Source organism: Sphingobium sp. ZW T5_29, assembly GCF_044987515.1.
Classification (GTDB): Bacteria; Pseudomonadota; Alphaproteobacteria; order Sphingomonadales; family Sphingomonadaceae; genus Sphingobium.
Window position 1 is genome coordinate 120,022 of record NZ_JBJDRM010000011.1, and the last position, 16,094, is coordinate 136,115.

16 protein-coding genes are annotated in these 16,094 nt (G+C 63.0%); 6 read left to right on the plus strand and 10 right to left on the minus strand.

The genetic code is table 11. The annotated features are described in order from the left end of the window. Positions 1-88 precede the first annotated feature (88 nt). The 5 genes from ACI3KQ_RS11275 to ACI3KQ_RS11295 form a co-directional block, all read right to left on the minus strand. Entirely contained in the window at positions 89-1,321 is a 1,233-nt protein-coding gene (locus tag ACI3KQ_RS11275) for an autotransporter domain-containing protein (RefSeq protein WP_404957618.1), read from the minus strand. Positions 1,322-1,383: 62 nt separating this feature from the next. Then, on the minus strand, positions 1,384-2,667 hold the full coding sequence (locus ACI3KQ_RS11280) for an EAL domain-containing protein (RefSeq protein ID WP_404957620.1): 1,284 nt from the start codon (positions 2,665-2,667) through the stop codon (positions 1,384-1,386). A 179-nt stretch (positions 2,668-2,846) separates the two neighbouring features. Continuing rightward, positions 2,847-3,974 (minus strand): hypothetical protein, encoded by a 1,128-nt coding sequence (locus tag ACI3KQ_RS11285; RefSeq protein WP_404957622.1) that lies wholly within the window; start codon positions 3,972-3,974, stop codon positions 2,847-2,849. 738 nt (positions 3,975-4,712) lie between these two features. After that, positions 4,713-5,273 (minus strand): 2OG-Fe(II) oxygenase, encoded by a 561-nt coding sequence (locus ACI3KQ_RS11290; protein WP_404957623.1) that lies wholly within the window; start codon positions 5,271-5,273, stop codon positions 4,713-4,715. Positions 5,274-5,340: 67 nt separating this feature from the next. Then, positions 5,341-7,020, minus strand: coding sequence for a ShlB/FhaC/HecB family hemolysin secretion/activation protein (locus tag ACI3KQ_RS11295; RefSeq protein WP_404957625.1), 1,680 nt, complete (start codon positions 7,018-7,020; stop codon positions 5,341-5,343). A gap of 281 nt (positions 7,021-7,301) precedes the next feature. Between ACI3KQ_RS11295 and ACI3KQ_RS11300 the strand changes: the two genes are divergently transcribed. Next, entirely contained in the window at positions 7,302-7,877 is a 576-nt protein-coding gene (locus tag ACI3KQ_RS11300) for a hemerythrin domain-containing protein (protein ID WP_404957627.1), read from the plus strand. Positions 7,878-7,892: 15 nt separating this feature from the next. Here ACI3KQ_RS11300 and ACI3KQ_RS11305 read toward each other — a convergent pair whose 3' ends face one another. Then, complete coding sequence (locus ACI3KQ_RS11305; protein ID WP_404957628.1) at positions 7,893-8,531, minus strand: Crp/Fnr family transcriptional regulator; 639 nt, start codon at positions 8,529-8,531, stop codon at positions 7,893-7,895. A 317-nt stretch (positions 8,532-8,848) separates the two neighbouring features. Between ACI3KQ_RS11305 and ACI3KQ_RS11310 the strand changes: the two genes are divergently transcribed. Further along, positions 8,849-9,052, plus strand: a complete 204-nt coding sequence (locus ACI3KQ_RS11310) for a DUF3606 domain-containing protein (RefSeq protein ID WP_404957630.1) — start codon at positions 8,849-8,851, stop codon at positions 9,050-9,052. A 299-nt stretch (positions 9,053-9,351) separates the two neighbouring features. Here the strand turns inward: ACI3KQ_RS11310 and ACI3KQ_RS11315 are convergent, their stop codons facing one another. Beyond that, on the minus strand, positions 9,352-9,960 hold the full coding sequence (locus tag ACI3KQ_RS11315; protein WP_404957631.1) for a hypothetical protein: 609 nt from the start codon (positions 9,958-9,960) through the stop codon (positions 9,352-9,354). Between the two features lie 123 nt (positions 9,961-10,083). Between ACI3KQ_RS11315 and ACI3KQ_RS11320 the strand changes: the two genes are divergently transcribed. Further along, positions 10,084-10,638 carry a PRC-barrel domain containing protein gene (locus ACI3KQ_RS11320; RefSeq protein ID WP_404957693.1) on the plus strand — a complete coding sequence of 185 codons (555 nt, stop codon included), beginning with the start codon at positions 10,084-10,086 and terminating at the stop codon, positions 10,636-10,638. Positions 10,639-10,655: 17 nt separating this feature from the next. Here ACI3KQ_RS11320 and ACI3KQ_RS11325 read toward each other — a convergent pair whose 3' ends face one another. Then, positions 10,656-11,066 carry a low affinity iron permease family protein gene (locus tag ACI3KQ_RS11325; protein ID WP_404957695.1) on the minus strand — a complete coding sequence of 137 codons (411 nt, stop codon included), beginning with the start codon at positions 11,064-11,066 and terminating at the stop codon, positions 10,656-10,658. 177 nt (positions 11,067-11,243) lie between these two features. Here ACI3KQ_RS11325 and ACI3KQ_RS11330 point away from each other — a divergent pair, with 177 nt between their 5' ends. The 3 genes from ACI3KQ_RS11330 (at position 11,244) to rpoN (ending at position 14,098) form a co-directional block, all read left to right on the plus strand. Beyond that, positions 11,244-11,534 (plus strand): hypothetical protein, encoded by a 291-nt coding sequence (locus ACI3KQ_RS11330; protein ID WP_404957633.1) that lies wholly within the window; start codon positions 11,244-11,246, stop codon positions 11,532-11,534. 218 nt (positions 11,535-11,752) lie between these two features. After that, on the plus strand, positions 11,753-12,538 hold the full coding sequence (gene lptB / locus ACI3KQ_RS11335) for an LPS export ABC transporter ATP-binding protein (RefSeq protein WP_404957635.1): 786 nt from the start codon (positions 11,753-11,755) through the stop codon (positions 12,536-12,538). A gap of 48 nt (positions 12,539-12,586) precedes the next feature. Next, entirely contained in the window at positions 12,587-14,098 is a 1,512-nt protein-coding gene (gene rpoN, locus ACI3KQ_RS11340; protein WP_404957637.1) for an RNA polymerase factor sigma-54, read from the plus strand. Between the two features lie 31 nt (positions 14,099-14,129). Here rpoN and ACI3KQ_RS11345 read toward each other — a convergent pair whose 3' ends face one another. Together ACI3KQ_RS11345 and mgtE are read right to left on the minus strand one after the other, a co-directional pair. Then, positions 14,130-14,528, minus strand: coding sequence for a DUF1489 family protein (locus ACI3KQ_RS11345; protein ID WP_404957639.1), 399 nt, complete (start codon positions 14,526-14,528; stop codon positions 14,130-14,132). Positions 14,529-14,567: 39 nt separating this feature from the next. Then, entirely contained in the window at positions 14,568-16,001 is a 1,434-nt protein-coding gene (gene mgtE / locus ACI3KQ_RS11350; protein WP_404957641.1) for a magnesium transporter, read from the minus strand. Between the last annotated feature and the right edge of the window lie 93 nt (positions 16,002-16,094).

Consider the following 16,094-nt stretch of genomic DNA (forward strand, 5'->3'; position numbering starts at 1 on the left):
CTGGTTGCATAGCGCTTCGTTCAGCCTGCCGCTCGCCCAACTGGGTTCGCTTCGGTGCAAATACGCAAAATGCCGTTGCGCGTCAGCGTCAGAAGCGGCGGCTGATCGACAGGATGGCGGCATGGACGCGATGATCGGCGGCATAGTCGCCGCTATAGCCGAGGCGGACGGCCGTGCGGCTGTTGTGGGTCGCGGTGACGGCTGCGCTTAGCAGCGCTTCGTCGCGGGCCAGCCCGGCGGGGCGAAGGGAGAAGACGGGCAGGTCCCGCGTTGCGAAGCGCGCTTCGATCCGGCTGTCGGGTTGCGCACGCAGTTCGCGCCGCCATTGTGCTTCGACCGTGGGGCGGATCGCCCAGTCGCCCTTTTCAATCGTCGCCGAAGCCCGCGCGCCCAGGGTCGAGCGGAGTGACCGGGTGCGATAGTTCGCGACTTCCAGAGCCGCAGCGCCGCCGCCTTCCCGAAACCCGCCGATATCCGCATGGCGATAGTGCAACCCGGCGAAGGGCTGCACCCGCACCGCGCCGGATTTCAGCATTGCGCCCGCTTCGACGCTGGCGCCGACACCATCGCCGTCCGCCGACGCCGTCATCCGATCCGAAAAGCCGTTCCATGTGGCCTGACGCCGCAGCTTGAATTCCGAGAAATTATAGTTTGCGGTCGCATCGACGTAGAATTTGCCATTCTGGTAACTGGCATAGGCACCGATCTGGCTGTTGAAGGACGTGATGCGTGGCCGTTGATCCGGGTCAAGCCGTGCGTCGACGCCGTCAATGCCCAGCGTCGCGCCGATGATCAGGTTCGGGACAGGGCTAACATCGATGGCAAAGCGGATCGAACGGCTGTCCGTCCGTGCCTCTGGCCGGTCGGTCCGTCCGTCATATTTCGCCTGCCGAAGCCCGCCGGTCAGCATCATGTGGATGGTGCCGTCGCCGCTGTCCGGCACGCCCCCTGCTGCATCCAGTGCGATGCTGCGCCGTTCGGTCAGATAGTGGCGAATTTCGCGGTCGGCGGCGTCCATCGACTGGATCGACAGGCGGGGAAGCAGCGTATAGCTGCGCGCCGTCAACTGGCCCAAAGCGTCCGCGCGTTCGCCGACGGATGGCAAGGCGTCGATGCTCGCCAACATGGCGGCGCGATCGCTTCCAGCCGCCGGGATGCTGCTGTCCAGCGCGGCGGCAACCGCGGCCTGACCATTGGTCAGGGCATATGGGCCATAGGGCGCAGCCTGAGCCGCCGTCGTAAATCCCGCCGACAACGCGAGTGCGCCCACAATCGCCGCGCGCAAGGCCATTTTCGGCAAGCCGGATTGAATATTCGCCAATGTATAGCCCCTTTAGTCTGATGAATTTGCGCGCACGCAATCATGCGCCGCAATGCCGATGGTCAGTTCGTGAGTCGCAATTCGCCGCCGCCCATCGGACGGAATGCGCCATTGAAGGCGGCGAGGCCGGCGACGCTGTCGCCATAATGTGCGTTCAGCCATCCCCGCCGCAGGCTGGGCCTGCCCAGATGAGACCCGGCGATCCAGTCCGCGCCTTCTTCCCTGGCGAGGTGGAGGTGCCAGGGCGATTCGACGCCGTCCAGAATGACGATCCGGCTCATGGTCCGCGCCAGCCCGATCAGATGGCCTACGCGCAGGCGGTTGCGTTCCGACCGATAGGCGGTGCGCATGAAGGCGCTGTCCAGCTTTACCGCGTCGGGCGACAGCGCCGTCAACTCGGCAATCGACGCTTGGCCCGATCCAAAATGAGCGATGGCAATGCGCACGCCCAGTCCGCGCAGGGTGCGGACAAAGCTCAGCGCGTCACGAAAATGGGGCATGCCGCCATTATCGGCAATTTCGATCACCAGCCTGCGCGCCATAGCGGGGTCGCGCTTCAGCCGGTCGATGGCGTCATTCCACCCGGCCCCTTCCCCATGCAGGTTCAGCGACAGGCTTTGGCTGGACATCGCGATGCTGAGGCAGGCGGTGGGATCATTTTCCAGCTCGTCCAGAACATCCGCCAGCAACCGCCGGTCCAGCAGATGTGCCATGCCTAACCGATCCAGCGCCGCATAGCCGTCCGTGCAGTCAATCTGTTCGCCCATGTGGCCGACCCGCTGCAACAGCGCTTCATAATAGAGAATGACGCCCGGATCGTCCGGTTGGGCCACGGGCCGCCAGGTGAAGAAGGCAGATCCGCGCCGCGCCAGCCGCATCAGCTTCGCGGCGGCACGCATGTCCTTTCGGTACTGGATGGCGCCTTCGTCCGATGGGGCGATGAACGGGGGGCTGGACAGGCAGGAGTGCATCAACCGTGCGCGGGCCCCACCCATGTGCGGGCCATCCAGCGGTGCGTCGGCTTCGTAGTCGACGGTGGCCCAGCCTGCCGACACTGACAATAATATGTCCTCTTCACCCCAGCGGAACGGATCATCTGACAAGGCGGCGCACAATGTTTCAACCAACTGTCCGCCAGGCAGGCACCGCATCGGCACATGCTGGACGATCAATTCCACATGGTCCCGATGAATCCGGCACAGGGTCGATCGTCCAAAATGCCGTTCGGCCAACCGGCGCAGATGCTCCATCGCGCTCTTCGCTGCATCGTCGCCAAACAGGATTTCAATCGGCAAATGATTGTTCAGGCGGACGACCACCAATAGGTCGGCCCTGCGTGTCGCCATGATATTCAAGGCGGTTCCTTTCCCGATGATGATGTGATTTTTCCGTCTGGATGGCGGAGGGTTTGAGGAGACGGCGCGCCCGGCCGCCTCCTCGCCCCGCCCCCGGTCCCCGGCCTGGGGGACCAAGGAGGCTGGGAAAGCGCGCGCGACTCTGTGGGGCAAGGCCGCGCGCGCCCTCATCACCGGCCCAGCAAGCCGCCGAGCAGACCGGTCACAGGTGCGGCGGGGCTGCCGCCGCCGGTTGGGGCGGTCGGAGCCAGGACGCCGCCGATCACCCCCGTGACCGGTGCAAGCAGGCCACCGGTTGAACCTTGCGGGTTCAGCACAGAGCCGATCACGCCGGTCAGCGGTGCCGTCGGAGCCCCACTGCCGCCCGTTGCGGACCCCAAAAGGCCGCCCACGACACCGGTTACAGGCGCTAGTGGCGAAGCTGCGCCTCCCCCCGATCCGCCCGGCAGCGTGGGCGCCAGACCGTTGACCGTGTCCAGCACTGGCGAGAGCAGGCTGTCCACGGCAGCCGTCGCCGTTGCCGCGATCGGAGCAACGGTCGTGGACAGTTGATCCACGGCTCCCCCCGCCTGTGGACCCAGCAGCGTGCCCACAAGATTGCCGACCGGCTTCAGGCCCGCCTCTACGCCGGCGGCCGTCGTCGGCACTGCGACGTCGACGATCTTGCCCGACGTCAGCACATCGGCGGTCAGCAACTGCCCCTGCGCCGACGGCGCCGTGGAGGGCAGCAGGTTAACGCCGATCACGCTGTTCGTGCTCGAAGCGCCGCCCAGCACATTGCCGCCGATATTGGTAGATACCAGCGGTCCCGTGATGGAGGATTCGGGCGGAGTCCCACCGCCTAGCGGCCCGGTGAGTGCGCCCACTGTCCCTTCGACCAGATTGGTTACCGGGGCCAGTGCACCATTGCCGCCGACCAGCGGAGACAGGACCGGAGCCAGCACGCCGTTCACGGTGCCAAGCAAGGGAGTGGCGGCCTGATCGACCACCGAAGTCACCGTTGCCACGACGGGCGACAGGCCATTCGTCAGTTGCGTGACGGTGCCGCCCACCTGATCCCCCAGCAGGACGCCGGTCAGCGCGCCGACAGGGGCCAGGCCCTGCTGGACCGCCTGCGGCGTCGTGGGCAGGGCGATTTCAGCCACGGTCCCGTCACCGGTCAGCAGACCAACGGTGGCGAGCGTGCCTGTCGACGATGTTTGACCGGGCAGGATGTTGACGCCGATCACTGTGCCGGGGCCGCTGGGTCCGCCGATGGCCTGATCACCCACCACGGCGCCGATCAGGGGACCGCTCAAGGCGGGGCCAGTGGGACCTCCGGGACCGGTTGGGCCGCCGGGGCCGGTGGGACCCCCAGGGCCGGTTGGACCTCCGGGACCGGTGGGGCCGCCGGGACCAGTTGGACCTCCGGGACCAGTTGGACCTCCGGGGCCAGTCGGACCGCCAGGACCAGTCGGACCGCCGGGGCCAGTGGGGCCGCCGGGACCAGTGGGACCGCCAGGACCAGTGGGGCCGCCGGGGCCAGTGGGACCCCCAGGACCCGTTGGACCACCCGGATCGGTAGGGCCGCCTGGGCCGGTCGGGCCTGAAGGGCCGGATGGGTTCTGCCCGCCGCCGGCTCCAATGTCGAAGCCCACGCCATCAGCGCATGCGGACAGAAGGAAAAGCGGAATTGCCGTGGCGCAAAGAAGGTAGCGCTTGCCGGATTGTATCGGCCCCACAAAGGACATGGAAAATCTCCCTGTTACATCGCGAACGGTTCGCAATGCCCACAGGCTAAGCATGGAAATCCCTTACGGCTCGTTCTGAAACGGCCAATTTGGTTATATGGCAGTGGTGGTGCGGGAAAGGAGCCAAGGGCCGTGCGAAAACCGTTCCGCAGGACACGCAAAGTCCGATGAATAGCCCGTATGATCAGGAAATGTCGGATTTCAGCGTGAATTATGGATGATATGATGGCTGATCTTACGCAATTCGGCGGGAAGGAGCATGTCCACCATCATATCCATAACGGTTATATTTAATTGCCTGTGGCGTTACCGCCAGCGAGGCCCTTCGACCCAGGTCACCAGGCTGCGCCGCAGTCCCTTGGTGACGGGCAGCACCCGATGCTGGAGGAAGGACGGGAATATCAGCAAGCTGCCGCGCGGAGCGAAGGTCACGCCGGGCTGCTGCACCTGATAAAATTCGAACGCGCCGCCTTCATAATCCTGTGGGCATGAAAGTTGGACGACCACGGACAGCTTCCGGTCGAACGGACGCCCGGATTCGAGCCAGACGTCATGATGCCAGTCATATTTGCCGTGCTGGTCGCCATGATATTGCGTGAACTGCAATTCATAGGGCGCGACGATATCCACGCCGAAGTTCGTCCGGTTGGACGCTTCGACAAACTGCATCAGGCGCGCGACAATGTCTTTTTCGCGATGAGGATCGAACCAGCGGACAGTCGATGACCGATAGGTTGCGTCGCTACGAGTGGTTTCGTTAAAGCCGACCGTCGCCGACTGATCGTCATAAGTGGCGGCGCGGTCGATAATCGCATCGCATTCGGCTGGCGTCAGCGCAGACGGCCAAACCTCCCAGATATTGTTCATGGATGGCTCCCTCCCACATGCGGGCGCAGGAGCGCGCCCGTTTTGCGTGCACGCAATATTGCTGGCGTCAGAAGGCGCGGCCCAATCCGAAGAAAAAGCGCGCTTTGCGGCTGTGGGCGCTGTCGGGCCGCTTTACCGGCAGCGCGACCTCAGCGCTCGCCCGCCATTTTCCGCCTAACCCGACGCGAGCGCCTCCTCCGACGGACGCGAGCGACATATTTTCTGCTCGCAACCCGTAAAAGGGCCGCGCCACCGAATGCGCGACCGCGCCGTCGGCATAGGCGAAGATTGCGGCGTTTTTGACCGGCATGACCTTGGGCGGCAGGGTCCAGCTGATTTCGGCGGCGGCGGCGGCGGCCTGCTCGGCAGTGCGGACGCCAAGGAGAAACGCCATGCCCGCGCCCCTGCCGCCCAGCGAAAAACGCTCCGTCACGGGCAGTTGGTCGCGGCTATATTGACCTTTGAGCGAAAGTTTGACGGACAGGCGCTTGGACAGGCCGCGCACCGCCACGGCCTGCATGTTCGCTTTCGTGAAGCCGGTTTCGGAAAATCCGGTGAAGGGCTTTGCGCCCAATATGTTCACGCCCCGGCTGACGACCAGTGACGCTGCCTCTCCATCATTTTCGCTGGCATGCGACCATGATGCGCCCAGCCTGACGGCGCGTGCTTTGTAATCGCCGAACCGCAGGTCCAGATAATAGTTGCTGCTGTCCACCCCGTCGAACGAGGCGGTGATGGTCAGGTTGCTGCTGTTCGATCGAATGAGGGGGTGGCTGAGTGAAATGCCCGCGAGCGTCGCGTCGCCCTTGATCAGGCCGTCCCGTTGCCGCGTTTCGACATGTGCGACATTGGCGGACAGGGTGGTGCCGTTGCTGCCGATCGGGGTGCTGTGGCTGAGCGAATAGAGCTGGTAGCGTTCGGGATAGAAAGGCAGATAGCCCGCGATGCGCGTGCTGTCGCCTTCGCGCAGCAGGCCGTTGCCCGTGATCGACAGTTGGGCCTGGACGCCGTTCACCACGTTGGTGACGCCGCTATTGTCGATCAGCAACCCGACCTGCAACTGCTTGCGCTTGACGATCAGATCGATGATCAGGTCGCCCGCCTTCGCGCCCTGCCGGACCCCGGCGTCCACTGTCTGGCCCGGAATGTCGCGCAATAGCGACAGCGTCCGTTGCAGCACCGATTTCCTGAGCGGTTGGTCGCGCATCATCCGCTGCATATGAGCGTCGATCAGGCGGGTAGGCGTGCTGGGGGACAGGCCCGCCAACCGGTAGTCGACCACCCGCCCTTCGACCAGCTGGACGATCAACTGGCCCGCCGCCGGGATCTGCGCCGGGATGGACACCGAATAATAGGCGATGTCACTGCGCGCATATGCCGCGCCGACTGCCGTCGCCACGGCCTGTAGCGTCTCCCGCGTCAGGGGACGCCCGATCAGCGGCGAAACCGCTGCGTCCAGCCTGGCCGCTGGCAGCGACGCGCCCATATATATGACCCTGGTCAGGCGGATGCTGGCGGCCGGTTCCGCGGCGGGGGAAAGGTTGACGGTAGGCGCGGGTTGCCGGGGAGCGGCGGGTGAGGGCTGAATGTCCGGTTCGACGCGGTCGGCCCGATTCCGATCGATCGCCGGGGCACTGGCCGCACCCGCGCCGGGATTGGCGAGTTGCGCGCGCGCCTGCGGGACGCTGGACAGCAGGCAAGCGGCCGCGACCACCGCCAACCCGTCCCACAGCCGTCCCAACCGCATATGCAAACGCCACCCCTGAAACCATGTCACTGGAAGCGGCAGGGGTAGAGCAATTCCCCTTCGATTCATTTCCAACTGAAACCGCAACGGTGGTTTTGGCGGGGATATGGAGGCGTCGAGGGCGAAACCTTCGCCGAAATGGTGCGATTGGCTCGTTGATCGTCGGGCGCGTCCCGTCGCTCGCTAACATGGGTCAATCTGCGTTCGATCTGAAGCTGGTTGCGGGGAACGCTGGTCCGCCGTGCTCGTTGCTTCGGTCATCATCTGCACTGGAGGACATCATGGGCGCACAGGCCAGTTTACATCGCATCACACATGGCGGCAGTCGCGACGCTTTGATCGGCGCGGGCATCGGCGCGGGGCTGGCGCTGCTGGGCGCGGCGGGGCGTAAGTTCGCGGTTCAAGCGCCAACCGCTCTGGCGGGCGACTGGGACAAGGCATTGGCGCTGGAACATAAGATGGCGCTGACCCTGTTCGACAAGCTGGAGGAGACGGGGCCGGACGCCAGGGGCCGCCGATCCATGCTTTTGACGCAGCTTAAACATGCGCTGGGCAAGCATGCCATGGAGGAAGAGAATGCCATCTACGCAGCGATGCGAATGACGGGCATGCGCGACGAGGCCGACGACCTGAACGGCGACCATGGCTATGTGAAACAATATCTGTACGAATTAAGCGATCTGGTGAAGGATCATGCCGCCTTTCAGGCGAAACTGTCCAATTTTCGATCCGATATAGAAGCGCATATCAGGCGTGAGGAGGATGAGTTGTTTCCCCGCCTGAAACTGGCGCTCGACGAAGCCGGGAATGGCGACCTGACCCGCCGCATGAACAAGGAAGGGCTGAAACTGGCCTGACCGAGGGAGATTGCTTCAGGCGGTCGCGCCCTGGTTTCGCACCGCCGCCGCCTGACGCAAGGCCCGCAGGTCGGGAATACGCAGCCATTTCGCCTGCAGTTCCACCAGCCCCCGCGCCCGCAAGAGTTGAAGGGTCCGGTTGACGTGCACGGGGGTCAGCCCGGTCATATCCGCGATCTCGGTTTGCGTCAGGGGCATCGCGCATTGCTGGCCATAGGCGAGGCCTGATCGGCGAAGACGTTCAAACAGATCCAGCAAAAGATGCGCAACCCGTTCCAATGCGGTCTTACGGCCCAGGGTCACCATCCAGTTGGTCTGCCGCTCTATCATATCGCTGAGGCTGAGCCAGAAGGCCGACGGCCCTCCCGTACCGGACGCAGCAGGCGGGCTGCATGGAAAATAGCTAGCCCGGACGTTGGTTAGCGCAACTATCGGTTGTGATGGCTTTCCGCCCAAGGCCCATTGAGGATCGCAATAATCCCCCGGCAAATAAAGAGCGGTAATCTGTCGCCGTCCGTCGGACAATAGTCGATAACGGCAAGCCCAGCCTTCATCGATTTGAAAAATCACGGCAGGCTCTTCATCTTCACGCGCCAGAAACTGGTGCGGGCGGAAATGGACTTGCGGCTCTTTGAATGCAACCTGGCTCAACATGGATGTGTCCCTGTTCAAGCCCCCAAATTGTCGTGGACCAATCTGTGTATGTTATCCTTCACCTATGTTGGAGTGTGGAGGTTGTTGCGACAGAACGTCCCATGCAAGGGATAAAATCTCCGCTCGTTCAGCCCCCGTCTATCCGGCGCGGCACGCACGCTGACACATGTTAGCGCTTCCGTTCTGCTCTGTTGGAACCTGGCGCCCAGATACGCGCTGACAGAAGCACAAGTTGGTGCAGCATGTTCGCGTAGAAAGGTATCTCTTTCCGTCACGTCGGCATGATGCACCTTGTGTCGACAGAAGGATTTCAGGCCATGGCCAGCATAGCTCAACCCACGCTCGACCGCCGGGGGCCGCCCGTTCCCCGCGATCTTAAACATGTCGAAATCAAGACGGACCTGGAAGTTCAATATTGGTCGCAGCGACTGCAGGCTTCGCGTCGTCAGTTGGAAGACGCCGTGGAACATGTTGGTCACAGCGTTAGCGCTGTCACCGATTATCTGGACCGCAATCGCTAAGCTTCGCTCGCCTGCCCGCCCTATCGACCCGGCGGATCATGCGGCGCTGGCATGGTGACCGGCCTTAATCCTTCGCGATCCTGCGCACCAACTGGCGCCGTGGGATCAGGGCGGTAATGTTCGTCCGCACGAATTGAGCCATCGGGGTGGTGGTCAGTCATAAGGTCGGTTGGCTTATGACCCGGCGATAATTGCGATCTTCCCCGCTCGTTGTTCAACAGCTTTTTGACCAGCAGTCCGGCTCCGGCGAGCAGCGCGAGTTTGCGTAACATGGTGATCTATCTCCTGGATCGGGATGGTTAATGACGGGTCACTTCAGGGGCCTGGATGAAGGGCATGTCTTCAGGTTCAACCGTTGTGGCATGTCCGGTCGGCGATGCGCGCCAATCCCCATAGTCTTCATCACGCCATGGATAAGCACGGCCAGTTTGCCGGTCGAGTGAGCGGGCGACCAGCGCATCTACAACCGCGATCCCGGCGGCAAAGGCGATCGCGCCCCATATTGCGCCGCGACGAGGCGCACGGCCCACAGCCAGCCCCAGCGCGGCCAGATCCAGAGCGTCGCCCGCCACCCGTCCCCACATCAGGGTCGAATGAGCGGGTGCGGCCATGAGGCCAACGCCGGTAATCATCTCGCGCGCTCCAAATGCGCGAAGCGTGTTTCGCCCCGTTCGATGGTTGGCGCCCAATGTGCGGGCGATACGGCGGGTTGCTGCGATTTCCGCCACACCCAGCGCCAGCGAGAAAACGCCAAGGCCAAGGCTGATGCGCCTGGGGTCCATGAAAGCCTCCATATGCTGCTTCTGCCCTGAGCCAACGGTCGCGACGCCTGCGCGTTCCCACTGGATTTTTGCCGCTATGCCACGCAAGACAAGGTGAAGGGAAAGCGCGTCGGGAAGTTGAGGCATTCGTTCCATCCGGCGACCTGGCGTGATGACGAGGGCCGCTGCGCCATGCAGCTTTCACCCGGCCCGCGAGTTGTGGGCAGGATGCTGGAAGATATTGCAGGGTGGGTCGCGCCGATAGCGACAATGATCGCCGCCATGATGACTGCCGCCAATCTGGGCGCGCGGATCACTGGTTGGGGGTTTGTGGTGTTCACCGTCGGTTCGATCGCCTGGTCGACGGTCGGGTTCGCCACCGGCCAGACCAATTTGCTGGCGACCAACCTGTTCCTGATGCTGGTGAACGCCGTGGGGATATGGCGTTGGCTTGGGCGGCAGCGCGCCTATGAGGATGGCGGCAAGGCGGCGCAGGAAGCGAGCCGCCGGTCCGCCGCGTCCACGCTGTTCACTGCAACCGGGGTCGCGGGCATGCCAGTCCACAGCCGGTCGGGCGACCCGGTCGGAAATGCAGTAGAAGCGCTGATCGAGTGCGAAACCGGCGGGGTTAGCTATGTGGTGGTGGCGTCGGGGGGCATCGGTGGCATTCAGGAAACTCTGCGCGCCGTCGCCCGCGCTGACATATGCTTCGGGTGCGACAGGTTGACGCTCACGCTGGACGCCGATGCGTTCGAACGGTTGCCTGTGTTGAAGGATGACGCCTGGCCAGCCAAGGCGCCGTCCATGCTGGTGGAGAGCGCCTGATCGCGGGAAGGCGGGCTCTAAAAACGCCTAAGGACATGTTCCACGCTGTCGCTGGTGGTCGCAGCCTTGCCATCGCCGTCTTCGACTTCCTTTTCCAGCGCGGCGCGGATCGCTTCCACTTCATTGGCGGAGCGATGCTCGATCCCGATGAAATGTTCCCGTGCCGGGCCGATGGCGCGGATCAGTTCGTCCAGCTTTGCCTGCATGGCCGCCGCGTCACGATTCTGGCTGTTCTGGATCAGGAACACCATCAGGAAGGTGACGATGGTCGTGCCGGTATTGATGATTAATTGCCAAGTGTCGGAATAGCCGAAGACCGGGCCGGTAACGCCCCATATGATAATAACGCCCAGCGCCGCCACGAACGTCATCGGCTGACCCGCTGCCGATGCAATGCGCGTGGCGATCAGCGTGAAAATGCGATCCAGCATGGCGTCATCCTTCCAAGGGTCGTGCATATGCAAAGCGGCAATGATTGGAAACATTTTTCGGGAGATAGATCGATTGCGCCGGGGTCGCGCGGTGGACACACGGTTACGAAATTGCAGCTTTGGGAACTTCAACACAATCACAGCCGTTTGCACCCTCTCAAGAGGAGGATAGTGATGGCTGAAGTGCATCGAGACCCTTATGATGGCGACCGCGTGGTCGTTCACAAGAGCCGGACGGGCCGCACACTCGCGATTGCGTTGATCGTGATCCTGGCGATCGTGGGCATCTTGTTCGCAACCGGCTTCTGGAAAGCCGATGTCAGCGGAGGCGATGTGCCAGAAGTCAGCGTCGATGGCGGCGCCCTGCCCAAGGTGGATGTGGATTCCAAGGAAGTCGTGGTCGGCACTAAGGAAGAAACCGTCGAGGTCCCTACCGTTGGGGTCAAGGACAATGGCGAAGAATAATATCAGCCTGGCTGATTTTAGCGCCTGGAATTGAAAGTGGGTCCCCGGTCATTCGGGGGCCCACTTTTTTGAAGTTTGCCATCGTTGCGATGGCCCCAAGATGGCCTGTGGCGCATTTTCCCCTTGCTCCGACGGCCTTCCCATGCACAAAGCTTGCCAATTGCCACGGGAGCGTTCCTATTTTATTGCGCTTCCCTAAGTGGCCGCAAGGATGAGTGATGGACGACGTGACGATCCAGGACAGAACAGCCCCGGCATCGCGCCTTTCACCCCAGGAAGTGGGGGAAGGCCTGTCCGTCATTTCCATCGCCAAAAGCTATGACAAGCGGGTCGTGTTGTCCGACGTGTCATTGACCGTGGGCAAGGGCGAAGTCGTCGGCCTGCTGGGCCCCAACGGCGCGGGCAAGACGACCTGCTTCTATTCGGTGATGGGGCTGGTGCGTCCCGACCATGGCCGCATCATCCTGGACGGACAGGATGTGACCGGCCTGCCCATGTATCGCCGCGCCATATTGGGTTTGGGCTATCTGCCCCAGGAAACATCGATTTTCCGGGGTCTTACGGTCGCGCAGAATATCAGCGCCGTGCTGGAACTGGCAGAGCCGGACAAGTCGGCGCGCGATGCCCGGCTGGCGCAATTGCTCGACGAATTCGGATTGACGCGGCTGCGCGATTCTTCGGCAATGGCGCTGTCGGGTGGCGAACGGCGGCGGTGCGAAATCGCGCGCGCGCTGGCGGCGGACCCGTCGATCGTGCTGCTGGACGAACCCTTTGCAGGCATCGACCCGCTGTCTATCGCCGATATTCGCGACCTGGTGAAACAGCTCAAGACGCGCGGCATCGGCGTCCTGATCACCGATCATAATGTGCGCGAAACGCTGGAAATCGTGGACCGCGCCTGCATCATCTATGGCGGACAGGTGCTGTTCACGGGAAGCCCGACCGAACTGGTCGCCAATGCGGAAGTGCGAAGGCTGTATCTGGGCGAGAATTTCTCGCTCTGATATGGGGGCGCGCTTATTCCTTCCTGCTGATGGTGAAGGACGCGACTGATGGCGCTTGGGCCGCGCCTCGACATACGGCAAAGCCAGTCGCTGGTGATGACGCCGCAGCTTCAGCAAGCGATCAAGCTGCTGGCGCTGAGCAATCTGGAAATCGATGCGTTCGTCGCGGGGGAGCTGGAAAAGAACCCGCTTCTGGAAACGGGAGCGCCCATCGATAGCGCGCCCAATGCCGACGGGATCGACGCGATGGTCGATAAACCTGTTCTGGCGGCAGAGACCGGCGGGGTAGATGAGCTGATCGGGCAAGGACGCGGCGAAGCGGACGCGCCGCTGGATGTCGATCATGGCGCGGACACTTTCATTGACGATGGCCCTACGGATGGTTTGGCCGCCGCCGTCGGATCGGGCGGCATCGACCTGCTGCCGGGTGGCAGTGGCGAGGCGATTGACTTCGACAGCTTCGCCAATCCCGATCAGGGGTTGCAGGAACATCTGATGGATCAGGCGCGCGCCGCCCTGTCGGGCATGGACCTGTTGATCGCCGCCCAGTTGATCGGCCAGATTGGCGAAACAGGCTATCTGGAGGCCAATCTGCTGGAGACGGCCCATGGGCTGGGCATGCCGCTGACGCAGGTAGAGGGCGTGCTGGGCGTCATCCACGGATTTGACCCGGCAGGCGTCGGCGCGCGGTCGCTGGCCGAATGCCTGACGATCCAGGCGAAGGAGGCCGACCGCTACGACCCATGCATGGCGAAGCTGATCGACAATCTGGATTTGCTGGCCAAGGGCGCGCTGCCCCAATTGCGTCGGATTTGCGGCGTGGACGAAGAAGATATGGCCGACATGATCCGCGAACTGCGCGGCTATGATCCCAAGCCCGGCCTACGCTATTCAACCGACACCGCGACCCCGATCACGCCGGACCTGTTCGTCAACCCGACGCCCGGCGGTTGGGCGATTGAAATCAACGGCGCCACCCTTCCCCGCCTGCTGGTCAACCGTAGCTATTATGTCGAGCTGTCATCAGGACCGCAGGACCGGGCGTCAAAGGCGTGGCTCGCGGAATGCCTGGCCAGCGCCAACTGGCTGGTGAAGGCGCTGGACCAGCGGCAGAAGACGATCATCAAGGTCGCGAGCGAAATCGTCCGATGTCAGGAGGACTTCTTCAACAAGGGGGTCGCTCATCTAAAGCCGTTGACGCTCAGGACCGTAGCAGACGCCATCGGCATGCATGAATCGACCGTCAGCCGGGTAACATCGAACAAATATCTGTCCTGCCCGCGCGGCGTCCATGAGCTGAAATATTTCTTCACCAGCGGCGTGGCGGCTTCGGGAGGAGAAGGCAGCGTGTCAGCCGAGGCGGTGAAAAGCCACATCAAGGCGTTGATCGCAGTCGAAGCACCCGAAGCGATCCTGTCGGACGATACGCTGGTCGACATGCTGCGCGCCAAGGGCATGGACATTGCGCGGCGGACGGTGGCGAAATACCGGGAATCGCTCGGCATTGGATCTTCGGTCCAGAGGCGGCGGCAGAAGGCTCTGAGGGGCAAGGCAGCGTAGGGCGGGCACCCTTTCGGTCAGGTCGTGGATGTCAAACCAGGCCCAGGCGCGTCAGTTCGCCCAGCAAGGCGCGGGGCATGGCGTCCAGGTCGTCGGCCTCCCCTTCCCCCAGGTCGGGCGGGGCGTCCTCTCCCTCCAGATAACGCCAGCCCTGATGCGCCCGCTTTGGCATGGCCCGCACGGCGATCAGCCGGGGCTGGAGCCTGATCCAGAAGCGACCCTGCCCTGTTTCCTGAAAGCCGATCAGCGGGCTGCGTCCGACCAGCCTGTGTCCGTGGATCCAGTATAGCGATCCGCCCTCCATTTCCGCCGCGCGCTTGGGCAGATAGCGGGTGGTGAGGCGCGCCTCTTCCTGATGGCTTTCCAACCACGCGCGCAGCGTTGCGGGGCTTTCGCTGCCAAAGGCGATCTTGGTGATGTGAAGCGGCATGGGATGAAGATGGGCGCTCGGCTTTGCCCGTCAACCCCGTCACAGGCCCCAGATTGTCGCCAGTCCCAGGAAGGAGAAAAATCCCATCACATCGGTCATCGTGGTGACGAACACTGCCGAAGACACCGCCGGGTCGATGTTGAACCGGTCCAGCGTCACCGGCACCAATATGCCGGCCAGTCCCGCCACGAGATTGTTGATCAACATGGCAAGGGCGATGACCAGCCCCAGGTCGGGATTGCCATAGATCAGCCCGACCGCGATCCCGATCAATATCCCCAGCATCGTCCCGTTGGCGCAGGCGATGCGGAATTCGCGAATGATCTGACGAATGCTGTTGGAACTGGTCAGCTGATTGGTGGCGAGCGCGCGAACCGCGACCGCCATGGTCTGCGTCCCCGCATTGCCGCCCATGCCCGAAACGATCGGCATCAGCACGGCCAGCACGACATATTTGGATATGGTTTCCTGGAACAGTCCAACCACCGACGCGGCCAGGATCGCCGTCCCCAGATTGACGACCAGCCAGGACAGCCGCGTGCGCACCGTTTGGAGAATGGGCTGGTTGATGTCCCCTTCGCCCGCGCCCGACAGGCGCAAAATATCTTCACCCGCCTCTTCGGAAATGATGTGGACGATGTCATCGACCGTGATCATGCCGACCAACCGACCGCTTTTGTCCACCACCGCCGCGGAGATCAGCGCGTATTTCTGAAAGCGCAGCGCGACTTCTTCCTGGTCCATGTCGACCGGGATCAGTGTCTGTTCCCGTTTCATGAGGTCGGCCATGGCGATGGGGCGCGGACAGGTCAGCAGCCAGCTTAGCTGGCACGTCCCGATCGGCTTATGCGCTTCATCGACGACGAAGATTTCCCAGAAGTCGCGCGTCAGGTCGCCATTGTCGCGCAGATAGTCGATGACCTGGCCCACGGTCATATGTTCGGGCACCGCGACCAAGTCGCGCTGCATCAGGCGACCGGCGGATTCCTCAGGGTAAGCGAGGGCGCTCTGGATCGCGGCGCGGTCTTCCGGGTCCAGCGCGTCAAGGACGGCCTGCTGGTCGGCATCGTCCATATCCTCGATGATGGCGACGGCGTCATCGGTATCGAGTTCGGCGGCAAATTCCGCCACCTGTTCCGGCGCCAGCGCTCCGATCAGGTCGTCGCGGACATAATCGTTGAGTTCGGACAGAACTTCCGCGCCGACCAGATCGCCCAGCGCCGCCGCGACGTCACCGCGCCGGTCGGATGGAGTCAGTTCCAGAAGGTCGGCGATGTCGGCGGGGTGCAGCGGCGACACCAGATCCCGCGCCAATTCCCGGTCGCCTTCTTCCACCGCGTCGAGCACGGCGGACACGAAGTCGCGCTTTAGCCGGTCATCCTCGTCATGGCGGGATTCCGTCTGATCTTCATGCTTGCCGTCAGCAGGCAGTTCGTCCGGCCGGGGTTCGGCCATGTCGGCTCGCTCGCTCATCGCGTCCCCTACTGTCCGGTTCCTGTAACATGCCGCTGCTTTTGCTCATGAGCGGGATAAATGCAATGCCTCAAAGGTTGATTGAGGCGCTTC